Source organism: Streptomyces sp. Ag109_O5-10 (genome assembly GCF_900105755.1).
GTDB lineage: Bacteria > Actinomycetota > Actinomycetes > Streptomycetales > Streptomycetaceae > Streptomyces.
Genome location: NZ_FNTQ01000001.1, coordinates 604,612 through 617,976 on the forward strand (window position 1 = coordinate 604,612; position 13,365 = coordinate 617,976).

Annotated in this window: 11 protein-coding genes and 1 pseudogene; 5 read left to right on the top strand and 7 right to left on the bottom strand. The window is 73.2% G+C overall.

The genetic code is table 11. The features are described from left to right. The first annotated feature begins 55 nt into the window (after positions 1 to 55). Positions 56 to 319, top strand: a complete 264-nt coding sequence (locus tag BLW82_RS02925) for a hypothetical protein (protein WP_093497319.1) — start codon at positions 56 to 58, stop codon at positions 317 to 319. A gap of 104 nt (positions 320 to 423) precedes the next feature. On the opposite strand, the gene BLW82_RS02930 is transcribed toward BLW82_RS02925, so the two are convergent. The 3 genes from BLW82_RS02930 to BLW82_RS02940 form a co-directional block, all read right to left on the bottom strand. Further along, positions 424 to 1,200, bottom strand: a complete 777-nt coding sequence (locus BLW82_RS02930; RefSeq protein WP_093497320.1) for a GNAT family N-acetyltransferase — start codon at positions 1,198 to 1,200, stop codon at positions 424 to 426. 74 nt (positions 1,201 to 1,274) lie between these two features. Then, complete coding sequence (locus BLW82_RS02935; protein ID WP_093497321.1) at positions 1,275 to 2,129, bottom strand: GNAT family N-acetyltransferase; 855 nt, start codon at positions 2,127 to 2,129, stop codon at positions 1,275 to 1,277. A gap of 626 nt (positions 2,130 to 2,755) precedes the next feature. Next, entirely contained in the window at positions 2,756 to 3,436 is a 681-nt protein-coding gene (locus tag BLW82_RS02940; protein WP_093497322.1) for a chaplin, read from the bottom strand. A 314-nt stretch (positions 3,437 to 3,750) separates the two neighbouring features. Between BLW82_RS02940 and BLW82_RS02945 the strand changes: the two genes are divergently transcribed. Then, complete coding sequence (locus BLW82_RS02945) at positions 3,751 to 5,370, top strand: alpha/beta hydrolase (protein ID WP_093497323.1); 1,620 nt, start codon at positions 3,751 to 3,753, stop codon at positions 5,368 to 5,370. A 26-nt stretch (positions 5,371 to 5,396) separates the two neighbouring features. Here BLW82_RS02945 and asnB read toward each other — a convergent pair whose 3' ends face one another. Together asnB and BLW82_RS02955 are read right to left on the bottom strand one after the other, a co-directional pair. Next, the gene (asnB, locus tag BLW82_RS02950; RefSeq protein WP_093497324.1) at positions 5,397 to 7,235 is read right to left on the bottom strand and encodes an asparagine synthase (glutamine-hydrolyzing); all 1,839 of its coding nucleotides are present in this window, start codon (positions 7,233 to 7,235) and stop codon (positions 5,397 to 5,399) included. A 323-nt stretch (positions 7,236 to 7,558) separates the two neighbouring features. Further along, positions 7,559 to 8,338 carry an alpha/beta fold hydrolase gene (locus BLW82_RS02955; protein WP_093497325.1) on the bottom strand — a complete coding sequence of 260 codons (780 nt, stop codon included), beginning with the start codon at positions 8,336 to 8,338 and terminating at the stop codon, positions 7,559 to 7,561. Positions 8,339 to 8,506: 168 nt separating this feature from the next. Here BLW82_RS02955 and BLW82_RS02960 point away from each other — a divergent pair, with 168 nt between their 5' ends. Together BLW82_RS02960 and BLW82_RS02965 are read left to right on the top strand one after the other, a co-directional pair. Next, positions 8,507 to 9,601 carry a baeRF3 domain-containing protein gene (locus BLW82_RS02960; protein ID WP_093497326.1) on the top strand — a complete coding sequence of 365 codons (1,095 nt, stop codon included), beginning with the start codon at positions 8,507 to 8,509 and terminating at the stop codon, positions 9,599 to 9,601. A gap of 66 nt (positions 9,602 to 9,667) precedes the next feature. Further along, positions 9,668 to 10,693 carry a Gfo/Idh/MocA family protein gene (locus tag BLW82_RS02965; RefSeq protein ID WP_093497327.1) on the top strand — a complete coding sequence of 342 codons (1,026 nt, stop codon included), beginning with the start codon at positions 9,668 to 9,670 and terminating at the stop codon, positions 10,691 to 10,693. Between the two features lie 102 nt (positions 10,694 to 10,795). Here the strand turns inward: BLW82_RS02965 and BLW82_RS45085 are convergent. Continuing rightward, positions 10,796 to 11,002 (bottom strand): annotated as a pseudogene (locus BLW82_RS45085) (alkaline phosphatase family protein); the annotation flags it as partial. A 140-nt stretch (positions 11,003 to 11,142) separates the two neighbouring features. Then, positions 11,143 to 11,556: an SsgA family sporulation/cell division regulator gene (locus tag BLW82_RS02970; RefSeq protein ID WP_093497328.1), complete on the bottom strand. Its 414-nt coding sequence runs from the start codon at positions 11,554 to 11,556 to the stop codon at positions 11,143 to 11,145. A gap of 348 nt (positions 11,557 to 11,904) precedes the next feature. Here BLW82_RS02970 and BLW82_RS02975 point away from each other — a divergent pair, with 348 nt between their 5' ends. Beyond that, positions 11,905 to 13,326: a PP2C family protein-serine/threonine phosphatase gene (locus BLW82_RS02975; RefSeq protein ID WP_093497329.1), complete on the top strand. Its 1,422-nt coding sequence runs from the start codon at positions 11,905 to 11,907 to the stop codon at positions 13,324 to 13,326. The last annotated feature ends 39 nt before the right edge of the window (positions 13,327 to 13,365 follow it).

Here is a 13,365-nt window from a genome sequence, read left to right on the forward strand (position 1 = left end):
CCGGATTCAGCGGGCAGATTGGACAGCAGCGGGGTACAGACGAAGAGGGGCGGAAATGGAGATCTCGGGCATCATCAGCGCCATCATCATCGGACTCATCATCGGTGTGCTGGGGCGCCTGGTCGTCCCCGGCCGCCAGCACATCGGCGTTCTGTGGACCATCGTCGTCGGCATCGTGGCGGCGCTGCTGGGCTCGGCGCTCGCGGCGGGCTTCGGTGTGGCCGACACCAAGGGCCCGGACTGGATCGAGTGGTTCATCCAGATCGCCCTGGCGGCGCTGGGGATCGCGGCGCTCGACCGCAGCAGGGCACGCCGGTGACCTGAGCGCGCCCCGGGCGCGGCGGGACGGCATCGGAGGTGGTGCGGCCCCGCCGCGCGGGCACGCCCCGCACCCGGCCGGCGGCGGCCGACGCCTCGTGTCGGCTACACCGGGGAGAGGTACGGGGTGGTCGTGGTCAGGGCGTGGAAGCCCAGCCGTTCGAGGATCGGCCGGCTCGTGGGCAAGGCGTCCACCTGGAGGTACCGGCAACCGTGGGCGGCGGCGACCTGGGCCCGGTGGGCGACGAGGGCACGGTACACACCGCGTCCGCGCCACTGCGCCACCGTGCCGCCGCCCCACAGACCGGCGAACCTCGCCCCGGGCACCAGCTCCACCCGGGCCGCGCTGACCGGCTCGTCCCCGGCGAGCGCGACCAGCGCGACCATGCTGTCCGGCTGGTCGGCGAGCCGCGTCAGCAGCTGGTGGCGCAGCCGCGAACCGTCGGTTCCGAAGGCCTTCTCGTGCACGTCCACCACGAGTTCGATGCCCGCCCGGTCGGTGGCGGGCACCACGCGCACGCCGTCCGGCAGTCCGGTGTCGAGGCTCAGCCGGGCGACCTCACCGATCATCAGCGTCTCCTGCGGCTCCGGCCGGAACCCGGCCGCGGTCAGCCGGTCACCTAGGTCCGGCGGCAGGTCGTGGCCGTAGACCTTCCACTCGAACTCCTGCCCGCGGGCGGCGAAGAACTCGACCTGTGCGGCGATCGCCCGGTCCGCGGTCGCCGCGTCCAGGTCCGACCAGAGGACGCCGTTCCATCCCCCGGCGTCCGCCACGTGGCGCACCACCGCGCCCACGCGCTCGATCCGGGCGCCGGGCCCGTCGGGCTTGGCACCCTCGCGCATGTCGCGGTCGTACAGGGCGAGTACGGCTCGGTGATCCATCCGAGCACTCCACCATCCGGGCGCGACGGCGGCAACACCTTTTCCCGTGGCCGCCGGACGGCCGGGCCCGCAGGTCAGCCCAGTTCGAGTGTGGTGACCCCGAAGACCCGCTCGCGGGCGTGGTCGCGGACCGGGCCGGTGTACATGCGGGCGGTCTCGAACGAGGGCGTGAACCCGGCCTGCTCGGCGAGGGCGATCCCCGCCGTGCTGGTCTCGGGTACGTCGATGGCGACCCGGCCGCCCGCCGCCTCGGCGGTGAGGGCGGTGAACAGGGCGCGGGCGTCCTCGGCGGTGTCGGCGAAGAGGGGGCCGATGCGCAGCGTGTCGTGGCCGGGGCGGATCACGCCGTAACCGGTGAGGCGGTCGCCGTCGTGGCGCACGAGCGCCCGGTGCCCGGGGGTGGTCAGCCACGCGGCCACGAAGCGCGGCCGGTCGGCCGGGCAGCAGGCGCTGTCGTACGCCGTGACGGCGGCCAGGTCGGCGGCGCGGGCGGGCCGGACGCCGGCCGGGGTCCCGGCGGCGCGGGCCTCGCCCACGAACCGGGCGGTGCGGTAGGCGAGTTCGAAGCCGGACTGGCGGTAGTTGTCCTGCTGGGCCACCACGCCGTCCAGGCCGACGGTGCGGTTGCCCGCGTGGGCGAGTGCGGTCTTCCAGGTGGTGAGGCCGTGGCCCTGGCCGCGCAGGTCGGGGCGGACCAGGTACCAGCCCAGGAAGGCGTAGTCGGCGCCGTGGTTGACGACGGAGACCGCCGACACCGGTTCGCCGTCGATCCGGCCGACGAAGAACCCGTCGGGGTCCTGGGCGAAGAAGGCGGCGGTGTCCGACAGACCGGGGTTCCAGCCCTCGTCCGCCGCCCAGCCGACGATCACCGGCCAGTCGTCGGGCGTGGCCCGGGTGACGACGAGGTCCTGCGGGGCCGGAGAGGTCATCGATGCGCTCCATTCCGTGACGGGGTCCGTTCGCGCGGCGACCGGCGCCGCGCGCCCGCAGCATCCTTCCCGATCACCGGGCGCCGTGCCACGACGGGATCAAGCCGTTGACGTGCTGCGCACGGTTCCGGGTCCGGTCCGCCGGACAGCCGGTCTCATCGGTCTGCCGGTCTGCGGGGCTCCCGGGCTCCCGGGCTCCCGGGCTCCCGGGCTGCCGAGCTGCGGGGCTGCCAGCCTGCCGGGCTCCCGAACTGCCGGTCTGCGGGGCTGCCGGCCTGCCGGCCTGCCGAGCTCCCGGCCTGCCGGCCTGCCGAGCTCCCGGCCTGCCGGCCTGCCGGCCTGCCGAGCTCCCGGCCTGCCGGCCTGCCGAGCTCCCGGCCTGCCGGTCTGCGGGCCTGCCGAGCTCCCGGCCTGCCGGTCTGCGGGCCTGCCGAGCTCCCGGCCTGCCGGTCTGCGGGCCTGCGGGGCTGCCGGGCTCCCGGCCTGCCGGTCTGCGGGCCTGCGGGGCTGCCGGGCTCCCGGCCTGCCGGTCGGGCGACCCGCGGAAACGGCGGAGGCCCCACCGGCTCTGGTCCGGTGGGGCCTGCTGGTGCGCGGTGCCTCGGCCCGCCTCGGTATCACGCCGGTCAGTGCGTCCGGCCCGGGCGGAAGCGCCGGTGCAGGGCGGTCCCGGCGAGCAGCAGCGCCGCGCTGCCCGCCGCGGCGGCACCGGTGAGGTCCGCGCCGGTGTGGGCGAGGGTGGCCCGGGGCGGCGGCGCGGCGGGGTGGTGCGCCTTGGGCTCCGTGGGGGTCTTCGGCGGGGCCGGCGGTTTGACGGGCGGCTCCGGGGTTGAGGTCTTCGGCGGGCTCGGGTGGTCCCCCGAGGTGTTCACCGACGTGTTGCCGGTGGCCGGGTTCAGGGCGCCGACCACGTTCACGCTGTTGCCGCTGACGTTCACCGGGAGGTCGACCGGCAATTGGACGCCGTTGCCGGAGATCACCCCGGGCGAGCCCTCCTCTGCGCCCTGTGCGGTCGCGCCACCGGATGTGGCCGAACCGCCGGGCGCGCCGTCGGTGGCGTCGCCGCCGCCCTCGTTCACGCAGGTGTTGCCTGCCGCCGGGTTCAGGAGCCCCACCACGTTCACGGTGTTCCCGCACACGTTCACCGGGAGGTCGACCGGCAACTGGATGCCGTTGCCGGAGATCACCCCGGGCGAACCGGCCGCGGTACCGTCCGCGCCCGCGTCGGCCCAGGCCGGAACCGCCACGGCCATCGCCCCAGAGGCGGCAGCGACTGCGATCACACCGTTTCGGGTAACCCGTTTCATAGGTTCCCTGCCTTCCAGACATGATTGCGGGCGCTCGCCCGCAACGGTTAAAACGCAGACGAACCATCTGAGTTATGGCTTATCCACATTTCACCCCATCGAGCGACAGTGAACTCGAACCGGCAGTAAAAGTATGCAAGGTCATCGAAAGGGGGCGGCCGAGAGGGACGCCCGTGCGAGGGCGGGCGGCGGACCGGCGGAGAGCAGGACACCCGGCCCGGCCCGCCCGCCGGGAGGCGGGCCCCGCGCACCCCGCTTATGGTGAGCGAAAGCCCTGTAACCGGTCCGCCACGGAGCGTCCCTGGAGGCCCTCGATGCCTGCCGTGCCCCGTACCCGGCCCGCCCTGCGGCGCTGCGCCGGCACCGGCGCCCTGGCGCTGGCGCTGCTGGGCGGCGGGCTGCCCGCGACCACGGCGGCCGAGAGCGATGGGGAGCAGCCGGACCTGACCCTGTTCTACCGGCAGAAGGTCAGGTGGGCGGCGTGCAAGGACGTGGAGCTGCCCAAGGACATGCAGTGTGCCAGGGTCACCGTCCCCCTCGACTACGCGCGCCCGGCCGCCGGCACCCTCGATCTGGCGCTGGCCCGCTACCGGGCGACCGGGAAGTCACAGGGCTCGGTCCTGCTCAACTTCGGCGGCCCGGGCGGCTCGGGCGTCAGCCAGCTCGGGCAGGACGGCAAGGAGTTCATGAGCCTGACCAACGGCTACGACGTGGTCGGTTTCGACCCGCGCGGTGTCGGCCGCTCCTCCCCCGTCAGCTGCGGCGACGGCACCGGCAGCCCCTCGGACGGCGCGAGCGACGACGAGCCGCCCGACGTCGCGCGCCCGCAGGCCCTGATGAAGGAGCTGAAGCAGCTCACGCTCCGGTGCACCAGGAACTCCGGGCCGGTGCTGTCCCACATAGGCACCGTGAACGCCTCCCGGGACCTGGACGTCATCCGCCAGGCGCTCGGCGACAGGAAGCTGAACTACCTGGGCTTCTCGTACGGCACCCGGCTCGGCGCCGTGTACGCGGCGCAGTTCCCGTACAACGTGGGCCGGATGGCGCTGGACGGAGTGGACACGCTGACCGAGTCGTTGGCCGAGCAGGGGGTGGCCGGGGCCCGGGGGCAGCAGACGGCGCTGGACGACTTCCTGGACTGGTGCGTCACCGACCGGGGGTGCCCGTTCGGGCAGGACCGGCGCAAGGCCGGGGAGGCGGTCGTGAAGCTGGTGCGCTCCCTGGACGAGGACCCGGTGCCCTCCGACTTCGGCGGCCCGTTCACCGGCCAGGACCTCGTGGACGCCATCGGGCAGGGACTCTACGGCAAGGACCTCTGGCCGCTGATGGAGCGGGCGCTGGCCTCGCTGATCGAGGACGGCGACACCCGGGGGGTGCAGAACCTCGCGTCCGGCGGCTCCGCGCTGCCGCACGGGCACGGGCACGCGCACGACGGGGGGCTCGTGGACAGCGCGGCCGTCCCCGTGGACAACCTGTCGGCCGCGCTGATGGCGATCAACTGCGCCGACGACCCGGACCGGCCGAGCGCCCTGCGGCTCACCCGGGATCTCGCCCGGCTGAACCAGGAGTACCAGCAGGCGTCCCCGGTGTTCGGCCGGTTCCGGCTGACGCAGGTGCTGCTGTGCTACGGCCGGCCGCGCGGCACGGACTTCATCCGGAACGAGGTGAAGGACGTGCCCTCCGCGCCGATGCTGCTGGTGGGCACCCGCGGTGACCCGGCGACGCCGTACAGCTGGACGGTCGAGACGGCGAAGCGGCTCGGTCCTTCGGCCGTGGTGCTGGACAACCGGGGCGACGGCCACACCGGGTACACGTCGTCCAGGTGCGTGCGCGGCAAGATCGACGACTTCCTGCTGTACGGCACGCTGCCGCCCGACGGCAGCTCCTGTCCGGCGGACGACGACCGCGGCTCCGTCACCGACTCGCCGGGCTGAGGCCGCCGGGGGCCGGGGCTCCGGGCTCAGGAGAGGGTGAGCTCCGGGTCGTACAGGTCGATCCAGTGGGCCAGGTCGAGGGTGCGTTCCAGGCCGCGCCGGTCGGCCTGGGTGCTCAGCGCGGTCCGGTGGGCCGCCCGGTCGGCCTTCTCCCGGTCGACGAGGTCGAACACCCGGTGGTCGGGCCGGGCGACCAGGTCCTTGACCTGCTCCTGGAGGGCGCGGCCGTACTCCGGGTCCTGGGTGGACGGGTAGGGGCTCTTGACCCGGTCGTACACGGACTGCGGGAGGACGTCCCGGGTGGCCTCCCGGAGCAGGGTCTTCTCGCGGCCGTCGAAGGACTTGAGGGCCCAGGGCGCGTTGTAGACGTACTCCACGAGCCGGTGGTCGCAGAACGGCACCCGGACCTCCAGGCCGACGGCCATGCTCGTGCGGTCCTTGCGGTCGAGCAGGATGCGGACGAAGCGGGTGAGGTGCAGGTAGCTCATGCGCCGCATCCGGAACTCGAAGTCGCTCTCGCCGTCCAGGCGTTCGACGCCGGTGACGGCGGAGCGGTAGGCGTCGGCGATGTAGTGCTCCAGGTCGAGGGACTTGGCCAGGTCCGCGCGCAGGACGCCGGCGTCGTCGCCGAAGTGCCGGGCGAACTGGACGAGCCACGGGAAGGTGTCGGCGGTGCGCGCCTCCTCGTCGAAGAACTGCAGGTAGCCGCCGAACACTTCGTCGGCGGACTCCCCGGACAGCGCGACGGTGGACTGGTCGCGGACGGCCCGGAACAGCAGCAGGAGCGAGGTGTCCATGTCGCCGAACCCGGCCGGCAGGTCGCGGGCCCCGATCACCCGCTCGCGGACCGCGGGGTCGGCCAGGCTGGCCACGTCGAGGACGATGTCCTGGTGGTCGGTGCGGGCCAGGCGGGCCACGTCGTGCACGAAGGGGGTGTCGGGGGTGGTGCGCAGTTCGTCGGCGACGAAGTTGTCGGTCCGGCCGACGAAGTCGACGGCGAAGCTGCGGACCTTCTCGCCCTGCACGGCGAGTTGGCGGGCGGCCAGCGCGGTCATGGCGGAGGAGTCGAGCCCGCCGGAGAGCAGGGTGCAGCGCGGCACGTCGGCGACCAACTGGCGGCGCACGATGTCGTCGAGGAGTTCACGGACGGTGGCGACGGTGGTGGCACGGTCGTCGGTGTGCGGGCGGGTCTCCAGCCGCCAATAGGCGCGGGTGCGCAGTCCGTGGCGGTCGACGGTGACGACGGTGCCGGGTTCCACCTCGCGCATGCCCTCCCACACGGCGTGCCCGGGTGTCTTCACCATGGTGAACAGCTCGCGCAGGCCGTCCAGGCCGACCCGGGGGCGGACCAGCGGGTTGGCCAGGATCGCCTTGGGCTCGGAGCCGAACAGGACGCCGTCCGGGGTCGGGTACATGTAGAAGGGCTTGATGCCCATCCGGTCGCGGATCATCACGAGTTCGTCGCGGCGGGCGTCCCAGACGGCGAAGGCGTACATGCCGTTGAGCCGCTCGGCGATGGCGTCGCCCCACTCCACGTAGCCGCGGAGCACGACCTCGGTGTCCGAGTCGGTGGTGAACTCATGTCCTCGGGCGGCGAGTTCGCGGCGGAGCTCGGTGAAGTTGTAGGCCTCGCCCGAGTAGACCATCGCGACGGTGCCGTCCGGGGTGCGGACGGTCATCGGCTGCCGGCCGCCGGGCAGGTCGATGATCGCGAGCCGGCGGTGCCCCAGGGCCGCGGGCCCCTCGCTCCAGGTGCCGCGGTCGTCGGGGCCGCGGCAGGCCATGGTCTCCGTCATCGCATCCAATGCGCGCTGCTCGGTGGTGAGGTCACGGTCGAAGGAGACCCAGCCGGTGATGCCACACATGCGTTACCTCCTGCTGCCGGTCAGCCGGGTCATGCGCGCCACCTGCGGTTCTGCGGCGCAGGCAATTGCCCGAGCGAACCACTTGTATTCAGCACCTATATGACGAGCGTGCGCCCGGGACCCGGGCCGGTCAACCTGGCCGTAACACGAACGGAGTACCCCGCCTCCACTTTCGGACGCGTTTTGCCCGCGCGAGGCCCGCAAAGCCGCCTCACGGCAGGCCCCTTCCGCCACGAACAGGCCAAGCGCAAAAAGTTCCCCAAACGGGTCGGCGCCGCGGCTTTCGCCGGGCGCCGGTCGCCTGGTGCTGTCGGGAGCTCGCGCTACGCGGCCGGGGTCAGGAACCTGTCCAGCACCGCCGTCAGCTCGGCCGGCCGCTCCACCGGCAGCTCGTGGCCCGCGTCGATGATCCGGACCTCCGCGTCCGGGTAGGCCTTGGCCATCCGCAGCATCTGCCCCACGGGCAGCTGGATGTCGTGGTAGCCGTGCACCATCAGGGTGGGCGCGGTGATCTCGCCGGCCCGGTCGAGGACGTCGAAGGCCCGCATGGCGCCGTACAGCGTCATGACGACCTCGCGCGGGGTGCCGGCGGAGGCGCGGACGTACTCCCGGATCTGCTCGCGCGGGAAGCCGGGGGCGAAGGCGCGCTGGATGTTGGCGGCGACGAACAGCCTGAACGGCACGAGGGCCGAGGCCGCCAGCAGCAGCCCGCGACCGCGGCTGTACGTCATCCGGCCGATGGAGTTGACCAGGACCATCCGCTCGACCCGCTCGGGGTGGGCCAGCGCGAGGGTCTGGGAGATCATGCCGCCCATGGAGTGGCCGACGGGGACGAAACGGTCCACCTCCACGTGGTCGAGGAGCGCGACCACGTCCTGGGCCAGCTCGGCGACCGTCCGCACACCGGCCCCGGTGCTCTCGCCGTGGCCGCGCAGGTCGAGCCGGATCACCCGGCGGTCTGCGGCGAAGTGCGCCACCTGGTGGTCCCAGCGGTGCCGGTTCGCGGTCCAGCCGTGGATGAACACCAGCGGCGCGGCGCCACCGTCGCGGGGGCCCTCGTCGTCGTACGTCAGTGCCGCTCCGTCGACTTCGAGCTGCGGCATGCGGGCCTCCTGGGGCGTGATCCGGTTACTGCCGGGTACGGTAACCGCCCGTCCCGCCCGCCGTCACCGGCCGCCGGGCCTCAACACGGTTACGGCGCACCGCGGATCCGAAGGCGCTGGAGAATTACCCCAAATGCCGCAATGGCGAATCGGTCCTATGGTGCTGGTATGGAGCACGCACTCAGTCCTTCGACCCTTGCCGAGCTGCGCCGCCCGCGCCCCTATCCGGCCGTGTCGGTGCTGACTCCCACGCACCGCCGTGAGCCCGACAGCGCCCAGGACCCCGTCCGGCTGCGCAATGTCGTGGCCGAGGCCAAGAAGCAGCTGGAGGCGGATCCCGCGGTCACCCGGGACCGGCGCTCCGACGTGGTCGGCCAGCTCGAACAGGCGCTCGCCGAGGTCGACCTGACCTACACCGAGGACGGCCTGGTGATCTTCGCCGCGCCGGGTGAGCACCAGGTGTGGTCGCTGGCCCGCAGTGTGCCCGAGCGCGTGGTGCTCTCGGACACCTTCCTGACCCGCAACCTGGTCTCGGCACACGCCGCCGAGCGCCCGTTCTGGGTCCTCTCGATCTCGGCCGATCGCATCACGCTGTGGAACGGCGGCGTCGACCGGGTCACCGAGAGCCGGACCGGCGGTTTCCCGATGACCCGCCCGCTGCGGAACGCCGACGGCGAGCGCCAGGAGCAGATCGGCGACACGCCCAGCACCTTCCGCGACGAGGGCACCAAGCACTTCCTGCGGGACGCGAACACCGCGATGGCCGCGCTGCTGCGCGACGAGCCGCGGCCGCTGTACGTCACCGGCGAGCAGGCCGCCCTCTCGCTGTGGGAGGAGCTCGGCAACGTCGCGAAGCACAGCGTCCCCGTGCGGCACGGCGGTCTCTCGCACGCCGGCCCGGAGGCCGTGTGGCAGGCGATCACCCCGCTTCTCCAGGCGGAGTCCCGCCGGAACACCGCGTCGGTGACCCGGGAGCTCGATTCCGCACGGGGCCACAAGACGTTCGCGGCCGGTGTCGACGAGGTCTGGCAGAGCGCCCGCGAGGGCCGCATCCGGCTGCTCGCCGTCGAGGAGAACTACCGCACCACCGTCCGCGACGACGGCGACCACCTGGTCCCGGCCGCCAGCGGCGACCTCGACGCCCGTGACGACATCGTGGACGAGATCGTCGAACAGTGCCTGGAGACCGGCGCCGACGTCCGCTTCGTCCCGGACGGCACCCTGGGCGACGAGGACGGCATCGCCGGCGTGCTGCGCTACTGACGGGCCCCCCTACCGGCCGACGTAGGCTCTGGAGCGTGATCGTCGGCCGAGAGGGAGTGTGTGGGCGTGGCTGAGTTGCTGGGCGTCGCGGTGCTGGGTGCCGGACACATGGGAGCCGACCACATACGACGGCTGGACCAGGTGGTGAGCGGTGCGCGGGTGGCCGCGGTGGCCGATCCCGACCTCGACCGCGCCAAGGAGGCGGCGGCCGGTCTGGACGGCGTCACCGTGCACGCGGATCCGCTGGCCGCCCTGGCCGCGCCGGGGGTCGGCGCCGTGCTGATCGCCTCTCCGGGCCCGGCGCACGAGGAACCGCTGCTCTCGTGCTTCGAGCGCGGGCTCCCGGTGCTGTGCGAGAAGCCCATGGTGCCGGACTCCACCGGTGCGCTGCGGGTGGTGGAGGCCGAGGCGGGACTCGGGCGCAGGCTGGCGCAGATCGGGTTCATGCGCCGCTACGACGCCGAGTACGGGCGCCTGAAGTCGCTGCTGGACGGCGGCAGCCTGGGCCGGCCGCTGATGCTGCACTGCACCCACCGCAACGTGTCCTCGCCGCCCGGCTTCACCAGCGCCATGCTGATCAACAGCTCGGTGTCGCACGAGATCGACGCCGCCCGCTGGCTGCTCGACCAGGAGCTGACCGCGGTGACCGTGCTGCGGCCACGGCCCTCCGCGGGCGCCCCCGAGGGGCTGCTCGACCCGCAGCTGGTGCTCTTCGAGACCGACGGGGGCGCCGTCGTCGACGTCGAGGTCTTCGTGAACTGCGGTTTCGGCTACCAGGTGCGCTGCGAGGCCGTGTGCGAGCAGGGCAGCGCCCGGATCGGCGAGGACCACGGCATGCTGGTCACCGCGGCCGGCGGCGCCCGCGAGGAGGTGGCCCAGGACTACCTGGTGCGGTTCGCCGACGCCTATGACCGCGAGGTGCAGGCCTGGGTGGACGCCACCCGGCAGGGCCGGGTCACCGGCCCCAGCGCCTGGGACGGCTACGCCTCCTCGGCGGTCGCCGAGGCCGGGGTCCGGGCACTGGAGAGCGGCGGCCGTACGGCCGTCGGGCTCGCCCCGCGCCCGGAGCTGTACGCGGACGCCGGCCGCTGACGGACGCGGCGCCGGTCTCCAGGTGGCCGGTGAACCGGGGCGACCAGGGCGCGTCGGAGTCCAGACCGGACAGCCGCCGCTCAGGGTGGGGCGCCGCGGACGGCGAAAGCCGGGGACGCCCTTGAGACGCCCGAAACAGTGGTCGAAGCTGCGGTTCTCCTGCATGAGGATCACCCTGTGCCCGACGTCCGGGACCGTGCCGGTCGCCGTGCTCCGGGCCGCGGTCCGTGGGCCGGCGTCGCCCGCCGTCATGGCCGCCGCGACGGAAGCGCCCAGTTCTACGAAGCCTCTTCGGCTGATCGGCGTCATTGTCCCCGTCCTCGTCACCGGAGCGCCCGTGCGGCGCGCCGCGCGACAGGGTGCACCAGGCGGTCGGCAGGCTCCGGGCCGGATCGGTGAGGCGGGAGTGAGCAGAGGTCAAGGTCCGGGTCGGCAGCGCGCCGTGCGCCTCACACGCCCCCGAAGAGCGCGCTCAGGCCCCGCTCGACGACGGCCTCGACGTCCTCCTGTCCCGGGGACACCACCTCATGGGTGCGCTGCAGGAACCGGAAGAGGGCCTGGGTGTCGAACTGGAGCAGGGCGAGGCCGTGCGGCGAATGGAACTCCACGGCCGTACGGCCCGGTCCGCAGGGCCAGATGTGGACGTCCCCGCGCCCGGCCGGAGCACTGATCCCCTGGTCGAGGAGCGAGCGGGCGAAGGTCCAGGTGACCTCCTCGCCGCCGAGGGTGACCTCGGCCGGGAAGTCGACGAAGACGGCCAGCGGGTCACCGGAGGTGTACCGGAGCGTGGCGGGCACCGGGACCTCCTCGTCCTCGGCGGTGATCAGCCGGGCGCGGGCGGCTTGCTCGAAAGAGATGTCCATGCCTGTAGGACTCCGGGAGGGCTCCCCGCATGACGCGAAATCCGGACAGAGTTGCCGCGGTTGGCCGAGACCGCGACACTGTGAACACAGAGGCGTCGAACAGTCGACCGAGCGCGACACGGAGAGCTCGCGAAGTCCGCCGAATCACGTAGTCCCACTACGACGTGCGCCACCGCTCGCGTACACCCTTCATGGGTGTCGACCAGCCCATGAAGACTCTGGCATATGCCAGAAGCACCACCGTATCGTGTGTTGCCAAATCCCTTACAGGGCGTCGCAGGCTGTGCAACAGTCGTAACAGGTCCCCCCGTCCGCCTTGGCCGTTCAGTCCCCGCATCGGAGTGCGTCATGCCGTCCCATGTCTCCGCGGACCGCCCCGCAGCGCAGCCGCCCGGGCGCGGCTCCGTCGAGGCGTTGATATCGCAGACACGGCGGCTCAAGGGCGACGTGGACGCGGTGCGGCGGGACACCCGAAGCGCGGGCTCGGACCCCGAGGAGCGCTGGCAGCGGGCCCTGTACGACCTGGCACTCCATCAGCTCAACGATTTGGACGAGCACTTGGCCCAGCTGCGGGACGGACCGGCACCCCTGCCGGCCCGCGCGGAGGCGCCACCCGCCGGCGGCGCCGCGCCCGCTGCGGGCTCGCTGCTCAGCCGGGTCGGCAGCGCGGAGTGGAACCTCCTGACGGACGAGGCGAGTTGGTCCGGCGAGCTCTTCCAGATCCTCGGCCGCGACCCGGCCGGGTCGGCGCTCACCCTCGACGAGCTGCCCGCCCTGGTCCTGGACGAGGACCGGCCCCGGCTGACCGCGATGGTCACCGACTGCCTGGTCGACGCCAGGCCGATCGACGGCGAGTTCCGTGTCCTGCGGCCCGACGGGAGCGTGCGGACGGTCCACATGATGGGCGAACCGGTGCTCGACGGCGACGGCGGTACCGCCTCGATGTGGGCCGTGCTGCGCGACGTCAGCGAACTGCGGCTCAGCCAGCGGACGGTGCGCGAGACCCGCGACACGATGCAGCGGCACCGCCGCCGGGCCGAGACCGAACAGCGGCTCGCCGTCCAGCTCCAGGAGGCCGTCCTGCCGCCCGGACGCGATGCCCTGCGGCTGCCGGGCCGGGGTCCTGGCACGCTCGACGTCGCCGCCCGCCATCTGCCCTCGGGGGCCGGAGCCCTGCTGGGCGGCGACTGGTACGACGCGCTGGAGCTGTCCGACGGCGACACCCTGCTGAGCGTCGGCGACCTCACCGGCCACGGCGTCGCCGTCGCCTCGGGCATGACGATGCTGCTGGGCGCCGTACGCGGGATGGCGATGGCCGGCACCCGGCCGGGGCAGCTCATGTCCCTGCTGAACCAGTTGCTCGACGCCACCGTGCAACCCGCGCTGGGCAGCGCGGTCTGCTGCCGCTACCGGCCGGCCACCCGCACCCTGGCCTGGGCGCAGGCAGGACACCCCGCCCCGCTGCTGTTCCGCGGCGGGACGGGGCGTGCGCTCAGCGCGCCGGACGGCGTGCTGCTCGGTGTCACCTCGGGAGCCGGTTACGGGCAGGCCGAAGTGACCCTGGAACCGGGCGATCTGCTTCTGCTGCACACCGACGGAGTGGTGCCCGGGCACAGCGCAGCGGACTCCCTGGACGCGCTCCTCGGCCTGGCCCCCCGGTTCGGGGCGGCGCGCACCGCCCAGGACTGTGTCCGGGCCGTGGTCGAGGAGTTCGGCGAGAGCGGCCGCGCGGACCAGGCCTGCGTGCTCGTCGCCAAGGTGAGTGAATAGGCAGGCGGAAGACAGCGCGGAGCGAGGCAGCGGGTGCCG

Excerpts from the sequence above, each read along its gene's own strand:
- BLW82_RS02925 (WP_093497319.1), top strand. The coding sequence starts at position 56 with ATGGAGATCTCGGGCATCATCAGCGCCATCATCATCGGACTCATCATC.
- BLW82_RS02930 (WP_093497320.1), bottom strand. The coding sequence starts at position 1,200 with ATGGATCACCGAGCCGTACTCGCCCTGTACGACCGCGACATGCGCGAG.
- BLW82_RS02935 (WP_093497321.1), bottom strand. The coding sequence starts at position 2,129 with ATGACCTCTCCGGCCCCGCAGGACCTCGTCGTCACCCGGGCCACGCCC.
- BLW82_RS02940 (WP_093497322.1), bottom strand. The coding sequence starts at position 3,436 with ATGAAACGGGTTACCCGAAACGGTGTGATCGCAGTCGCTGCCGCCTCT.
- BLW82_RS02945 (WP_093497323.1), top strand. The coding sequence starts at position 3,751 with ATGCCTGCCGTGCCCCGTACCCGGCCCGCCCTGCGGCGCTGCGCCGGC.
- asnB (WP_093497324.1), bottom strand. The coding sequence starts at position 7,235 with ATGTGTGGCATCACCGGCTGGGTCTCCTTCGACCGTGACCTCACCACC.
- BLW82_RS02955 (WP_093497325.1), bottom strand. The coding sequence starts at position 8,338 with ATGCCGCAGCTCGAAGTCGACGGAGCGGCACTGACGTACGACGACGAG.
- BLW82_RS02960 (WP_093497326.1), top strand. The coding sequence starts at position 8,507 with ATGGAGCACGCACTCAGTCCTTCGACCCTTGCCGAGCTGCGCCGCCCG.
- BLW82_RS02970 (WP_093497328.1), bottom strand. The coding sequence starts at position 11,556 with ATGGACATCTCTTTCGAGCAAGCCGCCCGCGCCCGGCTGATCACCGCC.
- BLW82_RS02975 (WP_093497329.1), top strand. The coding sequence starts at position 11,905 with ATGCCGTCCCATGTCTCCGCGGACCGCCCCGCAGCGCAGCCGCCCGGG.